Below are 18,191 nucleotides of genomic sequence, written 5' to 3'. Positions count from 1 at the left end.
ATCATGTCGAATGGATACAGTGTGCCATGCGTTGCAAGCGATGCCCAGCGGCAATGTATGACAGAGAAAAAGGAACGCGCCACGCAATATCACCTACGTCTATAGAGGTACTTCGCGCCGCGTCGCTTTTCATGCTGCGCCGCATCAAGTAGAATGCCCCTACTCGAAGACCATACTAACGTCGGCATTACTCTTGACGGCGTTTATTCAAGAATGACCCAATGACCCTGCTTGCGCTTGGCATCAACCACAAAACTGCTCCAGTATCACTCAGGGAACGTATCGCGTTTTCCCCTGATGCGCTGGGCGATGCTCTGCACAGCCTGCTTGCGCAGCCGCTGGTGCAGGGGGGGGTTGTGCTGTCTACCTGTAATCGTACTGAGCTGTATCTCAGTGTCGATGAGCGGGAGAATCAGCGCGAACAGGTGGTCGACTGGCTGTGCCAGTTTCACCATCTGCACCCTGACGAACTGAAAAGTAGCCTCTACTGGCATCAGGATAATGCGGCGGTTAACCACCTGATGCGTGTTGCCAGCGGATTGGATTCGCTGGTGCTGGGCGAGCCGCAAATTCTTGGGCAGGTCAAAAAAGCCTTTGCCGAATCTCAACGCGGTCACTCACTCTCCAGCGAGCTGGAACGCTTGTTCCAGCGCTCGTTTTCGGTGGCAAAACGGGTGCGTACGGAAACGGATATCGGCGCCAGTGCGGTGTCGGTGGCGTTTGCGGCCTGTGCGTTGGCGCGGCAGATTTTTGAATCACTGGTGGGTGTTACCGTGCTGCTGGTCGGGGCGGGAGAAACCATCGAACTGGTGGCGCGCCATTTACGCGAACATCAGGTAAAGCGCATGGTGATTGCCAATCGCACCCGCGAACGCGCGCAAGTCCTTGCCACAGAAGTCGGTGCTGAAGCGATCACGCTGGGCGAACTGGATGACTATCTGGCACAGGCCGATATCGTGATCAGTTCCACCGCGAGCACGCTGCCAATTATCGGAAAAGGCATGATGGAACGGACGCTGAAGGCCCGACGCAACCAGCCAATGCTGATGGTGGACATCGCCGTGCCGCGCGATATCGAGCCGGAAGTGGGCAAATTACCCAACGTCTACCTTTATAGCGTGGATGATTTGCATGCCATCATTCAGCACAACATGGCGCAGCGTCAGGCGGCGGCGGTGCAGGCTGAATCCATCGTGCAGCAAGAGTCTGCCGATTTTATGGCCTGGCTGCGTGCGCAATCTGCGGTAGAGACCATTCGAGAATACCGTTCACAGGCAGAGGCGATTCGCGCGGAGATGACGGCGAAAGCGCTTACGGCCATTCAGCAAGGCAATGACGTGGAAGCGGTGCTGGACGCGTTAACCTCGCGTCTCACTAACCGCCTCATTCATGCGCCTACCGCCGCGTTGCAGCAGGCTGCCCGCGACGGCGATCTGAACCGATTACACATTTTACGCGACAGCCTTGGGCTGGACTAGCACCCCTCCATTCTTAGTTGACAGGAATTAACCGCACGCATGAAGCCTTCTATTGTTGCCAAACTGGAAGCGTTACAAGAACGTCACGAGGAAGTACAAGCCCTGCTGGGTGAGCCGAGCGTTATCTCCGATATGGAGCGCTTTCGGGCATTATCTCGCGAATATGCACAGTTGGCGGACATTACGCGCTGTTTCCAACGCTGGCAGCAGGTGCAAGAAGACAGTGAAACCGCAGAGTTGATGCTGGACGATGCGGAAATGCGCGATATGGCGCAGGAAGAATTAAAACAGTTGAAAATTGACACTGAAGTGCTGGAACAGCAGCTTCAGGTGCTGTTATTGCCGAAAGATCCGGACGATGAACGCGGGTGCTTCCTTGAAGTGCGTGCAGGCACCGGCGGTGATGAGGCCGCGCTGTTTGCCGGCGATCTGTTTCGCATGTACAGCCGTTATGCCGAATCGCGCCGTTGGCGGGTGGAAATCATGAGCGCCAGCGACGGTGAGCACGGCGGCTATAAAGAGGTGATCGCCAAAGTGAGTGGCGATGGCGTTTATGGTCAACTGAAATTTGAGTCGGGCGGCCATCGCGTGCAGCGCGTGCCGGCCACCGAATCGCAGGGGCGTATTCACACCTCCGCTTGTACCGTCGCGGTAATGCCCGAGGTGCCCGAAGCGGAAACCCCCGATATCAACCCGGCGGATTTGCGTATTGATACCTTCCGCTCGTCCGGTGCCGGTGGTCAGCACGTTAACACCACCGACTCGGCCATTCGTATCACCCACTTACCAACCGGGATTGTGGTCGAGTGTCAGGATGAGCGCTCCCAACACAAAAACAAGGCGAAAGCCATGTCGGTGCTGGTTGCGCGAATCCGCGCAGCAGAAATGCAAAAACGCCAGCAGGAAGAAGCGTCGACGCGCCGTAACCTGTTGGGCAGCGGCGACCGTTCCGATCGCATTCGCACCTATAACTTCCCGCAGGGGCGCGTGACCGACCATCGCATTAACCTGACGCTTTACCGACTGGATGAAGCGATGGAAGGCAAGATGGATATGCTGATCCAACCCGTGGTGCAAGAGTATCAGGCCGATCAGTTGGCCGCGCTGTCCGAGCAGGAATAATGGATTACCGCACCTGGGTGGCAACGGCGGCACAACGTCTGACCCACAGTGAAAGCCCGAAACGTGATGCGGAAATTCTGCTTGAACACGTCACGGGCAAAGGGCGCACGTTTTTGCTGGCGTTTGGTGAAACATTGCTTGATGAGGCCCAGCTTGAGCGCCTGTCGGCGCTGTTGGCTCGGCGTATCAACGGTGAGCCAGTGGCTTACTTGACGGGGGAGCGTGAGTTTTGGTCTCTGCCCTTGGCGGTCTCACCGGCTACCTTAATTCCGCGCCCTGACACTGAGTGTCTGGTGGAACAGGCGTTGCAGTGCATGGCGCCGCTCAGTGCACCGACGGTGCTGGATTTGGGCACCGGCACAGGGGCGATTGCGCTGGCGTTGGCGAGTGAACGCCCGGACTGCCAGGTGACCGGGGTTGACGTTCAGCCGGACGCGGTAGCACTGGCACAACGTAATAGTGCTGCATTGCATCTTTCTAATGTCCAATTTCTGCATGGCAGTTGGTTTGAACCCGTAGCGACCACGCGCTTTTCCTTGATTGTCAGCAACCCGCCTTATATCGATGCCGAAGACATCCACCTGCGTGAAGGGGATGTGCGCTTTGAACCGCTCAGCGCACTGGTGGCTGCCGAAGGCGGACTGGCTGATTTGCGCTGGATTATTCAACAGGCTCCGCAATATTTGAAAAATAATGGCTGGTTGCTGTTAGAGCACGGTTGGCAGCAAGGTGAACCGGTGCGGCAGTTGCTGCTACAGCGCGGTTTTCATCAGGTTGCCACCTGTCGCGACTATGGCGGTAACGAGCGCGTGACGCTGGGGCAGTGGCCGACGGCTGGGGGAGAGGCATAATGTCGTACCATTCCGTCGTTGTTACGGTGCACGTGCTGGCCGTTGCCGTCGCGCTTGGGCTGTTTGTGACGCGCTTTTACTGGCTGTGCCGTCACTCTCCCGCGCTGCAACAGCGCTGGGTCAAGGTGCTGCCACACATTAACGATACGCTACTGTTAGCGAGCGGTATTGCACTGATCGTAATCAATCGCTTTTATCCTTTCTCTGCTCAAGAAAGCTGGCTGACGGCGAAGCTGTTTGGCGTTATCATTTACATTTTACTGGGACACATCGCGCTGGGTCGACGCCAACGCAGCCTGAGCCTGCGCTGGGTGGCGTTTATCCTGGCATTGGTGTGTTTCTTTCTGATTGCACAGGCAGCAATCACTAAACTCGCATTTCTGATGGAATAACTATGAGTTCTATTGCGGATTTTGAATTCAATCAGTCGCCGTTAAGTGAAGGGGTTATTTTAGTTTCACAGAGAGTGCGAAGTGACTTCTCCGCCCTGAATGTACGCAAGAAACTGCAACAGTTGGTCGATGAAGCGCGTAAAGCCATTCCCCGCGATTTGGACCAGGATCAACAACTGGATATGTTGTTGACACTTTTTTACCGCACCTGGGGATTTGGCGGTGCCAGTGGCGTTTACCGTTTATCCGATGCGCTGTGGTTAGATAATGTGCTGGAGTCTCGCCAAGGCATGCCGGTATCGCTGGGGATTGTGTTCCTGCATATCGCTCACGCCTTGGATTTACCTATGATGCCGGTGATTTTTCCGACACAGTTGATCCTGCGCGCTGACTGGATGGATAACGAGATGTGGCTTATCAACCCGCTCAACGGCGATACCCTGAGCGAGCACGTACTGGATGTGTGGCTTAAAGGTAACATCGGCCCGTCTACGCAACTGATGGATGAAGATCTGGACGAAGCGGAAAATGTGCTGATTGTGCGTAAATTGCTCGATACGTTAAAAGTGGCGCTGATGGAAGAGAAGCAAATGGAGCTTGCGCTGCGGGCCAGCGAAGCCGTGCTGCAATTCGATCCGGAAGACCCTTATGAAATTCGCGATCGCGGTTTGATTTACGCGCAATTGGACTGCGACCATATCGCCGTGTCTGATTTAAGCTACTTTGTGGAACAGTGCCCTGAAGATCCGGTCAGTGAAATGATCAAAGTGCAAATTCACTCGATAGAGCAAAAACATATTGTGTTGCACTAACGCGTTTTTTTTAATGTTAATCACTCCGATAAGGTAACAGCATGAAGAACAAAGTGGTCAAGGTCGGTGATATTCCTGTTGCCAACGATGCGCCTTTTGTCCTGTTTGGCGGTATGAATGTGCTTGAATCGCGCGATCTCGCCATGCGTATTTGCGAACATTACGTCACGGTAACGCAAAAACTGGGCATTCCCTACGTGTTCAAGGCCTCGTTCGACAAGGCTAACCGCTCCTCCATTCACTCTTATCGTGGACCGGGTCTGGAAGAGGGCATGAAAATCTTCCAGGAACTGAAACAGACCTTCGGTGTGAAGGTGATAACGGATGTGCACGAAGGGCAGCAGGCACAGGCCGTTGCCGACGTGGTGGATGTGATCCAGCTCCCCGCTTTCCTGGCACGCCAAACCGATTTGGTAGAGGCAATGGCTAAAACCGGCGCGGTGATCAACGTGAAAAAACCGCAGTTTATCAGCCCGGGACAAATCGGCAATATCGTTGACAAGTTCAAGGAAGGTGGCAACGAGCAGGTCATTCTGTGCGATCGCGGCAGTAACTTTGGTTATGACAACCTGGTTGTGGATATGTTGGGTTTTAACGTCATGAAGCAGGTGTCTGGCGGCTGCCCGGTGATTTTTGACGTGACTCACGCGTTGCAGTGCCGCGATCCTTTCGGTGCCGCTTCCGGTGGTCGTCGTGGTCAGGTCACCGAGTTGGCGCGTGCGGGCATGGCGGTCGGGTTGGCGGGGTTGTTTATTGAAGCGCATCCGGATCCGGCCAATGCAAAATGCGACGGCCCGTCAGCGTTGCCGCTGAATAAGCTGGAACCCTTCTTGCAACAAATTAAAGCGATTGATGATCTGGTAAAACATTTCCCTGAACTGGATACCAATAACTGAGTACTCGCTTTTCTTAGTCCCTTCTAAAAGCAGATTCCCGCCCACCACGGTCATTCCCGCGCAGGCGGGAATCTCATGCAGAAAAAACGCGTTTATTCTTACAGAGATCCCCGGCTTTCGCCGAGGATGACGAGAAGAAAGAAGCCGGGGATAACGGGGGTAAAGTGACCGCGGTTATTTATAAAGATCCGCACTGATGGTCATATTGCTGCCTTTATTAAACCACTGCTTGGTGATGTGGTAGTACTTGGCACCTTTGTCGGCGGCACGTTTCGCCACGGCTTCTGACACATCCGTCGTTCCGTTGAAGTTGCCACGGAAGGTGATGGAGTCGAAGGGGGTCATCTGCGCAGCGGTGGCTTTATTCAATTCCTGAATACTTTTGCCGTCAGACAAATTCACCGTATAGCGACCGCCTTTAGATGCCTGCGTTTCGTAGAAATTACCCACGTTACGGCTCGGGCTGCCAGACATGGCAACGCCGGGGATTTCCACTTTCGCCGCCGCTTCACCGCCTGCCGCGAGGGCAGCGCGACCTGCCTCAGAATCGGCGGGGATCACGTCAGTGCTCTGCACCACACGTTTCGGCGCATCGGCTTTATAGACGTAAGCGGTAATTTTCTGATTAGTACCGGTGCTGTTGATATCGACCTGGCGCACGATAAAGAACGATGCTGCATTCTTCTCTTTAGCGGCTTTAGCGATGGCGGCATTAATGTCGGGCTGGGTAGAGAAATACCCGCTGACGCTGACGGTATCAAACGGTTCCAGATGGTAAGCATCATATTGTGGCAGTTCGCGAATGCCATCAAAGGTGCGCTGTGCCGGGGTGGCATCCGCTTTCGGTGCTTCTTTATGGTACAGGTCGACATAGACCGTCTGACTGTTGCCACGGTTTTGCTCGTTGATCGCCTGGATGTAAAACGCATCAGCGCCAGCTTTGTCGGCACGTTTGGACGCTTCAGCCACCGCGTCAAAAATGGCGTCAAAACGGCCACTAAAAGAAATTCGATCGAACGGTTTTACCGCAGCAGCCTGCTCTGGTGTCAATTCCTGTGCCGCGTGGGCAGAAAAAGCCGCGAGAGAGAGGAGGGTAGACGCGATAACGCGGGTCTTCAGCTTCATAAAAAATCCTTTCGCCTGACGCAGGGAAGTTGCGACATAAAACGTCATCACCTGATGACACAACGTGGTGCCGATTATGGCACGTAATCAGCGCGTTCGCCTCAGCATTTTGTCTGGCAACGGCGTATCGTCAGGGGGTAAAGCATTCGCGGCACAAAAAAGGGAATAATACCCATTAATGATAATTTGCGTGCGATAAGTGAGATTTATAAGGGTTGTCAGTAATAACAACCTTGTAACAAGCGAGTTTTGTGAATTACCGCTAAATACGTTTTGGAAGATAATGATAAAAATAAGGTAGATAGCGGCGGCTTTTCTCCTGAATTCGAGCCATTCGCCGAAGTTTGCTAAGCATTTGCAGGAAAGTGATTTTATATATGGATCATCGATCACATTTTCAGTAGGTTATATGTCATTGCCTTGTGATTGTTGATAACAGAACGTTGCGCAAGCATTGCCGGGCAATCGAGTTATCAGGTGGGGTGACAATAAAAACTTCGTATAAATAAGCGATAGGGAATCAGTATGCGTATTGGTATACCAAAAGAACGGTTGGCCAATGAAGCGCGTGTCGCAGCAACGCCGAAAACGGTGGAACAGTTGCTGAAACTCGGCTTCGAGGTCTCAGTAGAACGTGACGCGGGCAAGTTGGCCAGTTTCGACGATGCCGCTTATACCGCTGCGGGCGCAGCGATTGCGGAATCGGCGGATGTCTGGCAGTCCGATATCATTTTCAAAGTTAACGCGCCGTTGGAAGATGAAACGGCGCTGTTGCGTGCAGGCAGCACGCTGGTGAGCTTTATTTGGCCCGCCCAGAACCCGGCGTTGCTGGAGAAACTGGCAGAACGTCAGATTACCGTGATGGCAATGGATTCCGTGCCGCGTATTTCTCGCGCGCAATCCTTGGATGCCCTGAGCTCGATGGCCAATATCGCCGGTTACCGCGCGATTGTGGAAGCCGCTCACGAGTTTGGCCGCTTCTTCACCGGTCAGATTACCGCTGCGGGTAAAGTACCACCGGCCAAAGTGATGGTGATCGGTGCGGGCGTTGCCGGACTGGCCGCTGTCGGTGCGGCAGGCAGCCTGGGCGCGATTGTGCGCGCGTTCGACACCCGCCCCGAGGTCAAGGAGCAGGTGCAGAGCATGGGCGCCGAATTCCTTGAGCTTGATTTTGAAGAAGAAGCGGGCAGTGGCGACGGCTATGCCAAAGTGATGTCCGAAGCCTTTATCAAAGCGGAAATGGAACTGTTCGCCGCACAGGCGAAAGACGTCGACATTATCGTGACCACCGCATTGATCCCTGGCAAACCGGCACCGCGTCTTATCACCAAAGAGATGGTGCTGAGCATGAAGTCGGGCAGCGTGATTGTCGATCTGGCGGCGCAAACCGGTGGCAACTGTGAACTCACCGTAGCCGATCGGGTCACCGTCACTGAAAACGGCGTAAAAATTATCGGTTACACCGACTTGCCGAGCCGTTTACCGACCCAATCCTCACAGCTGTATGCCACTAACCTGGTTAACTTGCTGAAATTGCTGTGCAAAGAGAAAGACGGCACCATCACCGTTGATTTCGATGACGTGGTGATCCGCGGTGTTACCGTGGTGAAAGAAGGGGATGTCACCTGGCCGGCTCCGCCGATTCAGGTGTCTGCCCAGCCGCAACCGGCTAAACCGGCAGCTGCTGCGCCGAAAGTGGACGCGGCACCGGCTTCACCGTGGAAGAAATACGCTTTTATGGCACTGGCTATTTTGCTGTTCGGCTGGCTGGCCAATGTGGCACCGAAAGAGTTTTTATCGCATTTCACCGTGTTCGCGTTGTCGTGCGTGGTCGGCTATTACGTGGTGTGGAACGTCAGTCATGCGCTGCACACGCCGCTGATGTCCGTAACCAACGCGATTTCGGGCATTATTGTGGTGGGGGCGCTGTTGCAGATCGGTCATGGCGGATGGGTGTCGTTCTTCTCCTTCATTGCCGTACTGATCGCCAGCATCAATATCTTCGGTGGTTTCACCGTCACCCAGCGCATGCTGAAAATGTTCCGTAAAAACTAAGGGGTAACACATGTCTGGAGGATTAGTTACAGCTGCATACATTGTTGCCGCTATTTTGTTTATTTTCAGTCTGGCAGGGCTGTCGAAACATGAAACATCACGTCAGGGGAATATCTTTGGCGTTACCGGGATGGCGATTGCGCTGATTGCCACCATTCTCGGGCCGAATGCCGGAAACGTTGGCTGGATTATTGCCGCGATGGCGATCGGCGGTGCGGTAGGTATCTATCTGGCGCGTAAAGTCGAAATGACTGAAATGCCGGAATTGGTGGCGATTCTGCACAGCTTCGTCGGTCTGGCTGCGGTATTGGTCGGGTTTAACAGCTTCCTGGATCACGGTGAAATCACCGATCCGGTGATGGTGAATATCCATCTGACGGAAGTGTTCCTCGGCATCTTTATCGGTGCGGTCACCTTTACCGGTTCCGTGGTAGCCTTCGGCAAACTGCGCGGCATTATTTCATCCAAGCCGCTGATGCTGCCGCATCGGCATAAGATGAACCTGGCTGCGCTGGTGGTGTCGTTCCTGCTGCTGTTGTGGTTTGTGAATACCGGCAGCGTGGCCGGACAGAGCATTGCGCTGCTGTTCATGACCGCCATTGCTCTGGTGTTCGGTTGGCATCTGGTGGCATCCATCGGTGGGGCTGACATGCCTGTAGTGGTGTCGATGCTGAACTCCTATTCCGGTTGGGCAGCAGCAGCGGCGGGCTTTATGCTCAGCAACGACCTGCTGATCGTTACCGGTGCGCTGGTCGGTTCTTCGGGGGCAATCCTCTCGTACATCATGTGTAAGGCGATGAACCGTTCGTTCTTTAGCGTAATTGCCGGCGGGTTCGGTACTGATGGTTCTTCTACCGGTGCCAGCGAAGAAGTAGGCGAATACCGTGAAGCCTCGGCGGAAGACGTGGCTGAACTGCTGAAAAACTCCAGCACGGTGATCATTACGCCGGGATATGGCATGGCGGTAGCACAAGCGCAATATCCAGTGCATGACATCACGGCCAAACTGCGCGCACGGGGTATCAAGGTGCGTTTCGGTATCCACCCGGTCGCCGGGCGTTTGCCGGGCCATATGAACGTGCTGCTGGCGGAAGCCAAAGTGCCTTACGACGTGGTACTGGAAATGGACGAGATCAATGACGATTTCACCGATACCGATACCGTGCTGGTCATTGGTGCTAACGATACGGTGAACCCGGCAGCGCAGGAAGATCCGGGCAGTCCGATTGCGGGAATGCCAGTACTGGAGGTGTGGAAAGCGCAGAACGTTATCGTGTTTAAACGCTCCATGAACACCGGCTATGCCGGGGTGCAAAACCCGCTGTTCTTCAAGGAAAACACCCAAATGCTGTTTGGCGATGCCAAAGAAAGCGTGGAAGCGATCCTGAAAGCGTTGTAACCGGTTTATCACCTAAATGTGTGTTGATAAGGGCTGGGGAAATCCTGCCCTTTTTTATTGATTGTCCGTTTACCAGCTCAAACCAAAACCGCGCGGAAAGGCGACCGTACCCGTGTTGGTTTTCGCATCGTAGTCTTCCCACACCACCACCGGCAACTTGCCCTGCGGCGAGGCGTTTCCTGTCAGGACTTTTGCCAGTGAGATCATCGATTTTCCACGCCACACACCGTTGTCACAGCCAAAATAGGCATAGCTGGCGACGGCGGCCTCAACGTCATTGGCATAGAGGGCAATGTCATAGGGGGCACGCAGTGACAAATGTACCCGTGTTTTGTCGAGCGTGCCCGCATAGCGCAACCAGTCAAGGTAGCGCGCAGTATCGTTTTGCGGCGTGTCTGCCGCTGTTGCAATACCGTCTTTTTCTACCGGGGTAAAACGGGTAGAGAGGGTCCCAAGCAGAAACACGTCACACTGCGCTATCCGCTGGCGAATCTCTCTGTCGGTTAATTGTGACTCCTTGGCTGCATCAACGTGAGCGTAGCCGTATTGTGCCATCGTCATTTTGATGCCGTCAGCCTGCTCCATCCAGGGGGTCAGGATAAAGTAGCGTAAGTTTTTTTCGAGCAGCGGTAGCGTGGCGTGTTGATTAACCACGGCGGTGATCGAACGATCGGCAATCAGGGCTTCGGTATCATCATTGGGCGGGGTTAGCGGGGGCGCACTGGCGTTGCCCAGCAGTTGGTAGCGCTGTTTCAGCGTGAGGATACGTGCTACGGATTCGTTGATTTCCGCCTCGCTGTAGTGACCCTGTTTCACGTTCTCAACAATGCGGGCAATCAACGCTGACAGCGCTGCGCCCTGTTCCGGCGTTGCAATGCTGACAGGCATTAGCGCGATGTCTACGCCAGCCTTAAACACGGCATCCAGCGCGTCTTGTTGTGTGAAGTGGTCGGCAATCGCGCCCATGTCCAACGCATCGGTGATGGTGACACCCTGATAATGCAACTGTTGGCGCAGCAGGTTGCTCTGGATTTCTCGCGACATGGTGGCTGGTACCAGGATACTTTCGCCGTTGCAGGTCTTGATGCGACTGTCATCCAGCGCGGGGTACTGAATGTGTGCTGTCATGATCATATCGGGTGCTGACCCGTGTTCGATAGCTTGCGCAAAGGGGGCGATATCGATGGCGAAGGCGTCATGGCGTGAGCGATCAACCCGCGGCAGAGACGTATGGGAATCGGTTGAGGTATCACCGTGGCCTGGAAAGTGTTTATAGGCCGTCATCACCCCTTGTTGCTGCATGCCCGCAGCGACTTTTTCGGCCAGTGTCGTGACTGTCGCGACGTCATCGCTAAAACTGCGCACATTAATCACCGGATTGAGCGGGTTGCTGTTAACGTCGACCACCGGGGCAAAGTTGGTATTGATGTTCAACGTCCGCAGATCGTGCCCCATGTGCACGCCCTGCGCGTAGGCCAGTTGGGTGTCTCCGCCACCAGTAACGGCTGCTGCCAGCGCCATATTGCCTGAGAACGGGGCATACTGATCGCGCGGCAAGCGAAATACGTTCCCGCCTTCATTGTCCGTGCCGATAAACATCCGAACGCCAGAAAAGGTTTCCAGTGAGGCATACCACGTGGTCAGCGTTTTAATTTGCGCTTTGTTTTTCAGGTTGTTGGCAAAAAGAATCACGCCACCGATGTGGTTGACGCGTAGCAGGTTTGCGATGACACCGTTAGGTTCGATCATATCCTGCTGCTGCCAGAGGCGAAAATCCAACATGATTTTTTGCCCTATTTTTTCTTCCAGCGTCATGGCATGTAGGATTTGCTGAACGTCCATGGTCGGTCTCCTGTATTAATTACGTGTTAACTCATCCTATCTAAGACAAGCATAAACGAGAAAACGCGTTAAACCGTTTGGCAACATAAACGAGATTACGGCACAACGTGTTAGGTGACGGTTGTGGGCACATAAAAAAACGAAATCGGCCATCAGGTCGATTTCGTCCATAGCAGCGGATTATAACCTTGAAGCGCTAGGCTTTGGTATCCTCACCTTCGCCATCGAGGGTGACAGGGGAGACAAAATCATTGGGTTTGATGGCTAACAGGTCACATTTAAGGTGATCGATAACGTGTTCAACGGTGTTGCCGATAAAAGCCGCTGATAGCCCGGTGCGTCCCAGGGAGCCCAGCACCACCACACCCGCCTGCAAGTGTTCCGCCAGGTCGGGGATAACTTCTTCCGGTAACCCTTTTTCGACATGCGTCAGGCGTTCATCCAGCGAAAATTTCTGGCGTAAAGATTTCATGGCAATCAAGTGCTGACCACGAATAGCGTCGTTATAGACACCGGGATCGAAATCCGGCAGTTCAATGGCAATATTGATGGGGGTAACCGGATAGGCACCCACCAGATGCACTTCGGTTTTATCGACCTGCTTGGCGAGCGCAATCGTTTCTGACACCAGCTTGATGTTGAGCGGATCGTGATAAGGATCTTCACTGGCAAGGTTAACGGCGACCAGCGCACGGCCATTATCCGGCCAGGGTTGGTCTTTCACCATCCACATCGGGCAGGGGCATTTACGCAGCAGTTGCCAATCCAGTGGGGTAAAAATCACCGCTTCCAGCCGGTCGTGCTGGTGGGCCATTTTTAACACCAAATCGTGCTGATGGGCGATCACTTCCTGGATAATGGCGACATAGGGTTTATTGTGCCATACCACTTTGATATCGATAGGGATACCGGCTTCAATGTAGTAGGCGCACTGTTCTGCAATCCATTCTTTACGCTGCTCAATGACACCCTGGCGCATTTCCGTGCGTTCGTCTGGCGAGAGCAAGGTGGTCATTTCGTAAGAGAAATCATAAATCGGCAGGAATGCCTTGATACGACCACCTAACCGCTGAACCAGATAGACTGCGCGTCGCAGCGCGGGTTGGTCATCCTGATTCGGGTCAATAGCTACCAGTAAGTGCTGATATGTTGCCATAGGTCCTCCTAACAGCTGTCACCTTACAGCCGGTAATTAAGAGTACCTCATGAGAATTGCTTTTAACAACTGGTGATGAGAGCCGGATCAATAAAATAAAAACAATGACCCGGCAATAGGTTAGGCTTTAGCGCGTGTCGTTCCGGCCAGTTCTGACAGGGCATCGATGTTCTCTATGGTGATATATTTCCCTTTCACGGCCAGAATGCCGCCTTTCTGGAAGCGACCGAGTAAACGGCTGATGGTTTCCACGGTAAGTCCCAAATAGTTACCGATATCACCGCGCGTCATGGTCAAACGGAACTCGCGCGGAGAGAAACCACGCTGGGCAAAACGGCGCGACAGGTTGTAGATAAACGCGGCCAGACGCTCTTCGGCGTTCTTTTTCGACAGCAGCAGTATCATGTCTTGATCGCTACGAATTTCGCCGCTCATCAGCCGCATCATCTGCTGGCGCAGGTTCGGCATTTTGCCAGAAAGGTCATCCAGCGTCTCGAAGGGGATTTCACACACCATAGAGGTTTCCAGCGCCTGCGCAAAGCTGGGATGCTGGGCATTGCCAATAGCATCGAAACCGACCAGATCGCCCGCCAAATGGAAACCGGTAATCTGCTCGTCACCCTGTTCGGTGATGGTGTAACTTTTAATGGTCCCGGAACGGATCGCGTAGAGTGATTTCAGTTCATCACCGGCTTTGAACAGCGCTTGTCCCTTTTGGATCGGCTTCTTCCTTTCAATGATATTATCGAGCTGATCGAGCTCGTGCTCATTTAATGTAAAAGGAATGCACAGCTGGCTGATGCTGCAATCCTGACAATGGATTGCACAGCCACCAGACTGAATGCGCCGAATAATTCGCTTTTCCGGGATCATAGACTTTGCTCAGTCGATAATTGATATCGGTCAATTTTAACAGCTTTTATCGGTGATGGTAAGTGTCGTCATTCGTATATCAAACGAATAAATAGGGGGCATAGCGTGCCATTAAAAGAAAAACAGTAGCCGTCACACCATTTTACCCGTTATTCCATGAATGCTCGATATATCATCAATTATATAACGATAGTGCACCCTGACGCGCCATCGCCCCTTCATGTGCCAGCAACCACGCTTTACGTTGCACACCGCCAGCGTAGCCGGTCAATGCGCCATTGGCACCAATAACGCGGTGGCAAGGGACGACAATGCTGACAGGGTTGCTGCCGTTTGCCATGCCGACCGCGCGTGACGCGGTCGGCGAGCCGAGACGGGTAGCCAGTTCGCCGTAGGTAATGGTGGTGCCGCAGGGAATTTTCCGCAGTTCCTGCCATACTCGCTGTTGAAACGGTGTACCGAGGCTGGCGACCGCAAGCGTATCGATAACCTGCAAATCCCCGGCAAAATAGCGCGCTAAAGCCTGAGTTAACCCCCCCGGATCGACCGATTCTGTTAACTCGAAGGGATCATTTTTATAACGCCGCGCCAGCAAGCGATATAATCCCTCTTCATATTCTTTCCACTCCACGGCGCGTAATCGCTGTTGTTCATCGGCGATAATCAATAAATCCCCGAGCGGCGTGGATAAGGTATCCAGTAAAAAGCGTTGTGGCATGATTCAGGTCCCTCAATGCGGCTTGTCCAGTTATCACCGCCATTATTGCCGACACCCTGGACGAATTAAAATAAATTGAGATCGTCATCACGCAAAGCAGCGAAAAGAGTGAATGACGTCACGTTTTAATGCCATAAAAATGTGATGCGAGTCACTAATGAACCGTGGTATTTGCGATAACTCTCACAACTTGGTGACATATTCCCGTTTCGCCTAATTTCCCTTTCAAAACAGCGTTTCACCTGATTGGTGCAACGCTTATGCTGACATCCATTCATCGACACTGTCATTCAATCGGACGCGGGTTGACGGCAAGATTCTGCAAGTTGGTGCAAGCGCTCGGGTGCCATCAACATGGGCAGAAAGTGCGGATAATCGTACTGATGCTGTGTCAGCCAGTGATGCAATTTTTCAGCAAACGCCTGAGCGTCATTGCAGTGTTGTTCCCGAGCGGCAACGGCTGCACCGTAGCTCAGGGTAAAGAGTGAATCGGCAACCAGTTGTTTCGCGTGGTCGCACAGTTCGGTATACCACCAGGCGCAATCCCAACTGGCGGCCAGCCGCGCCGAGAGCGGCTCAGGCAACAGTCGGGCATGGTGAATTTCACGTGCGGATTGACGCAGGTGGTGGGCAAAGAAATGAGATTGCTGGCGTTCAAGCGTTACCAACTCATATTGATGGCTGCCCAACGCGCGATCGTCCGTCGGGAATAGCGGCTGAAAAGCGTGAGTCCAGTTGGCGCTTCGGGTTTCTGCATGCAATAACGGAATGGCCTGTTCCAGGGTGTGGGGTAATTGACTATGGCGGTGCAACAAGCGTCCAAGGAAATACGGTGTCTTACACATCCAGTCATAGCTGTTGAAAAACAGCGATTGCACGCTATCAAGCCGTTTGCCTGCGGCATTGCTGGTAACGGCAGTGGCGTTAACGGCATGGTTGTCCTGCAACCAACGTTGAAACAGCGCGGCGGCATGCAGCTCACCGCCCTCGGAGTGGTTGATCAGCTGTGCCAATCCGTACAGATTGATTTCATTGATCGATTCCAGCAGCGAACTGTTGCTGATCCACTCCCAGCTAATGCGAGCGCTTATTGCTTCCAGTTCATCGCCCGCCACGGCATGCGCCCAGCTCAGGCGCCCCTGAATTTCGTCCACCAGCATGCAGGGCAGCAGCGTCCAGCCGTAGTCGATGCCCCACAAATCGAATTCGATCCATTTTTTATTGCCGGGAAAAGAGGTCAGTTCAGGATTATTGGCAAAGCCGGGACGGTAATCCATCGCCGTGGCCTTCATCGAGACACGCACATCGTCCGGCAGGCTGCTCAGGGTGTTGTGCAACTGGCGACGCGGCCAACTGTCATCAAGGTAATCACGCAACACCAGTTTTTTGCCGTGCAGGCGCAAAATGCGGTGCAGCACTTTCATGCTCTGTTTCCACTGCTCGGGATGAAACGTCGGGGTTTGCAAGCTCAGGATCAGCCCGCTGATGTCCGGCAAGGCCGCCAGCATCTCGTCGACGGTTTCACTGTAAAAACGCGTCAGAAACGAGGCGTTAGTGGCGACGGAGTCATCGTCGAGAAAAAATTCCGGGAATTTTTGTTTGATCTTGGCGTCACCGGGAAAGGCTTCACCCTGGATCCACAGTTGAATATGGCGCGACTGGCAGTGGTGTGACACCCGTTGCAGGTAGCTCAAGGTGCTTTCGCGTTCGTGATGCAGATTTTCAATGCCGGGGTTTTTGTTATGCGCCGGCGGGCGCGCCAGTAACGCCAGGATATTTTGTTGATGCACGATCAGCCCGTTGAAGCGATAACGCGCCATGAGGTCAATCACTTCGAGAAAATGCGGCCAGTGCCAAATCAATGGCGTATTGACCTCCAGCAAGCGTAAAGGGGGGAGCACATTCATCAGGTTACAGCGCTGTGGTTGTCATGCATCGCGCCAGCATAGCAAAGAGTCATCAAGCGTTGTCAATGAGTGCACGCGATATTGGTTAACGCGCTCGAAAAATGGCGACGATACATTGCGTTAACGTCAGAAAAGAAGGAATGATAGTAATGAAGAAAAAATATGCCGTTGTCGGCACCGGAGGGCGTGCTGGCCTCTATTTAACCTCAATCGCCAGGGATTATCACCAAACCAGCACCTTTGTTGCCTTTTGCGACACCAACCAGACGCGCATGCAATATGCCAATAAAATGATTGGCGAGTGCGGACATGCGCCGGTGCCGTGTTTCAGCGCTGACCAGTTCGAGACCATGATCGCCGAGTGCAAACCGGACATTGTGATCGTGACCTCCATCGATCGCACCCATCACCACTATATTATTCGGGCGATGGAACTGGGCTGCGATGTGATCAGTGAAAAACCGATGACCATCGACGAAGAGAAATGTCAGGCCATCATCAACGCTATCGCCCGCACCGGACGCAAGCTGCGCGTCACCTTCAACTATCGCTACGCACCGCACCACAGCAAGATTCGTGAGCTGATTGCCTCCGGTGTGATAGGCGATGTGTTCTCGGTGCACTTTGAGTGGCTGTTGAACACCCAACACGGTGCCGACTATTTCCGTCGCTGGCACCGTGACAAACGCAACAGCGGCGGACTGTTGGTGCACAAATCCACCCACCATTTCGATTTGGTGAATTTCTGGCTGCACTCTGAACCGGAAACGGTGTACGCCCAGGGCGATTTGCGCTTTTACGGCAAGGCCAACGCTGAAGCGCGCGGCGTAACCGAGTTCTATGCGCGTTCGCACAACAGCGCGGCGGCCAAGGACGATCCGTTTGCTTTGAATATGAGTGAAAGCGCCCAACTCACGGCGTTGTATCTGGATGCCGAACATGAGGATGGCTACTACCGTGATAAGAGCGTGTTTGACGACGGCATCAACATTGAAGACGTGATGGGCGTTATGGTGCGCTACAAAAACAAAGCGATCATGACTTACTCCCTCAATGCCTATCTGCCCTGGGAAGGGTTGAACGTGGTGTTCAACGGCAGTAAAGGGCGGTTGGAGATGAAGCTGGTTGAGAAATCCTATGTCAACGGCGGCGGGCAGAAAGAGGACGAAGGCGCGCTTGATCAGTGTGAAATCACGGTTTATCCGATGTTTGATGCCCCCTACAAGGTGCCGGTGGTGTACCAGGCTGGTGGGCACGGCGGCGGCGATCTGGTGATGTTGAACGATCTGTTTGGTACGCCGGATCCCGATCCGCTGCAACGCGCGGCCGACTATCGCGACGGTGCGCGCTCCATCCTGACCGGGATTGCCGCCAACCGATCGTTACGACTGGAACAGCCGGTGAAGATCGCCGATCTGGCCGTCAAGCTGCCTGACTGACGGATACACAAGGGCGGGGCGCAATTCTCACGCGTCGCCCACAATAAACCTGCAAATAGCCATGGGAGGCCACCGAACACAAACTGCGAGTACCCAGCTGTCGCTTGCGAGGTGGACACACGGCCC

The 18,191-nt window shown here is 53.8% G+C and carries 15 protein-coding genes; 9 read left to right on the top strand and 6 right to left on the bottom strand.

Going from position 1 to position 18,191, the window contains the following annotated elements; all coding sequences use genetic code 11:
- The first annotated feature begins 221 nt into the window (after window positions 1–221).
- Genes hemA through kdsA form a run of 6 tightly spaced genes read left to right on the top strand, consistent with a single transcriptional unit; the run spans window position 222 to window position 5,551 of the window.
- On the top strand, window positions 222–1,478 hold the full coding sequence (gene hemA / locus J5069_RS04475) for a glutamyl-tRNA reductase (protein ID WP_264642717.1): 1,257 nt from the start codon (window positions 222–224) through the stop codon (window positions 1,476–1,478).
- A gap of 39 nt (window positions 1,479–1,517) precedes the next feature.
- Window positions 1,518–2,600, top strand: coding sequence for a peptide chain release factor 1 (prfA, locus tag J5069_RS04470; protein ID WP_264642716.1), 1,083 nt, complete (start codon window positions 1,518–1,520; stop codon window positions 2,598–2,600).
- Window positions 2,600–3,451 (top strand): peptide chain release factor N(5)-glutamine methyltransferase, encoded by an 852-nt coding sequence (prmC, locus tag J5069_RS04465; RefSeq protein ID WP_264642715.1) that lies wholly within the window; start codon window positions 2,600–2,602, stop codon window positions 3,449–3,451. The genes prfA and prmC overlap by 1 nt, the downstream gene beginning before the upstream one ends.
- Complete coding sequence (locus J5069_RS04460) at window positions 3,451–3,843, top strand: SirB2 family protein (RefSeq protein ID WP_264642714.1); 393 nt, start codon at window positions 3,451–3,453, stop codon at window positions 3,841–3,843. Before prmC ends, J5069_RS04460 begins: the two co-directional genes overlap by 1 nt.
- Before the next feature lie 2 nt (window positions 3,844–3,845).
- The gene (gene sirB1 / locus J5069_RS04455; protein WP_264642713.1) at window positions 3,846–4,655 is read left to right on the top strand and encodes an invasion regulator SirB1; all 810 of its coding nucleotides are present in this window, start codon (window positions 3,846–3,848) and stop codon (window positions 4,653–4,655) included.
- A gap of 41 nt (window positions 4,656–4,696) precedes the next feature.
- Window positions 4,697–5,551 (top strand): 3-deoxy-8-phosphooctulonate synthase, encoded by an 855-nt coding sequence (gene kdsA / locus J5069_RS04450; RefSeq protein ID WP_264642712.1) that lies wholly within the window; start codon window positions 4,697–4,699, stop codon window positions 5,549–5,551.
- A 174-nt stretch (window positions 5,552–5,725) separates the two neighbouring features.
- Here the strand turns inward: kdsA and ydgH are convergent, their stop codons facing one another.
- Window positions 5,726–6,676, bottom strand: a complete 951-nt coding sequence (gene ydgH, locus J5069_RS04445; protein ID WP_264642711.1) for a DUF1471 family protein YdgH — start codon at window positions 6,674–6,676, stop codon at window positions 5,726–5,728.
- Between the two features lie 525 nt (window positions 6,677–7,201).
- Here ydgH and pntA point away from each other — a divergent pair.
- On the top strand, window positions 7,202–8,731 hold the full coding sequence (pntA, locus tag J5069_RS04440; RefSeq protein ID WP_264642710.1) for a Re/Si-specific NAD(P)(+) transhydrogenase subunit alpha: 1,530 nt from the start codon (window positions 7,202–7,204) through the stop codon (window positions 8,729–8,731).
- A 10-nt stretch (window positions 8,732–8,741) separates the two neighbouring features.
- Window positions 8,742–10,130: a Re/Si-specific NAD(P)(+) transhydrogenase subunit beta gene (pntB, locus tag J5069_RS04435; RefSeq protein WP_264642709.1), complete on the top strand. Its 1,389-nt coding sequence runs from the start codon at window positions 8,742–8,744 to the stop codon at window positions 10,128–10,130.
- 69 nt (window positions 10,131–10,199) lie between these two features.
- On the opposite strand, the gene J5069_RS04430 is transcribed toward pntB, so the two are convergent.
- The 5 genes from J5069_RS04430 to J5069_RS04410 form a co-directional block, all read right to left on the bottom strand.
- Entirely contained in the window at window positions 10,200–11,972 is a 1,773-nt protein-coding gene (locus tag J5069_RS04430) for a glycoside hydrolase family 3 protein (RefSeq protein WP_264642708.1), read from the bottom strand.
- 196 nt (window positions 11,973–12,168) lie between these two features.
- Window positions 12,169–13,128: a universal stress protein UspE gene (gene uspE, locus J5069_RS04425; RefSeq protein ID WP_264642707.1), complete on the bottom strand. Its 960-nt coding sequence runs from the start codon at window positions 13,126–13,128 to the stop codon at window positions 12,169–12,171.
- 120 nt (window positions 13,129–13,248) lie between these two features.
- Complete coding sequence (gene fnr, locus J5069_RS04420) at window positions 13,249–14,001, bottom strand: fumarate/nitrate reduction transcriptional regulator Fnr (protein WP_264642706.1); 753 nt, start codon at window positions 13,999–14,001, stop codon at window positions 13,249–13,251.
- Window positions 14,002–14,176: 175 nt separating this feature from the next.
- A complete protein-coding gene (ogt, locus tag J5069_RS04415; protein ID WP_264642705.1) occupies window positions 14,177–14,719 on the bottom strand; it encodes a methylated-DNA--[protein]-cysteine S-methyltransferase in 543 nt (180 codons plus the stop codon).
- Window positions 14,720–15,009: 290 nt separating this feature from the next.
- Complete coding sequence (locus J5069_RS04410; protein WP_264642704.1) at window positions 15,010–16,626, bottom strand: hypothetical protein; 1,617 nt, start codon at window positions 16,624–16,626, stop codon at window positions 15,010–15,012.
- Window positions 16,627–16,775: 149 nt separating this feature from the next.
- Between J5069_RS04410 and J5069_RS04405 the strand changes: the two genes are divergently transcribed.
- Window positions 16,776–18,065, top strand: coding sequence for a Gfo/Idh/MocA family oxidoreductase (locus J5069_RS04405; RefSeq protein WP_264642703.1), 1,290 nt, complete (start codon window positions 16,776–16,778; stop codon window positions 18,063–18,065).
- Window positions 18,066–18,191: the final 126 nt, after the last annotated feature.

The organism is Candidatus Symbiopectobacterium sp. NZEC127, from assembly GCF_025962675.1.
Lineage (GTDB): Bacteria > Pseudomonadota > Gammaproteobacteria > Enterobacterales > Enterobacteriaceae > Symbiopectobacterium.
Note: the sequence above shows the minus strand (reverse complement) of the source record. Positions and strands in the feature narration are given on the sequence as shown.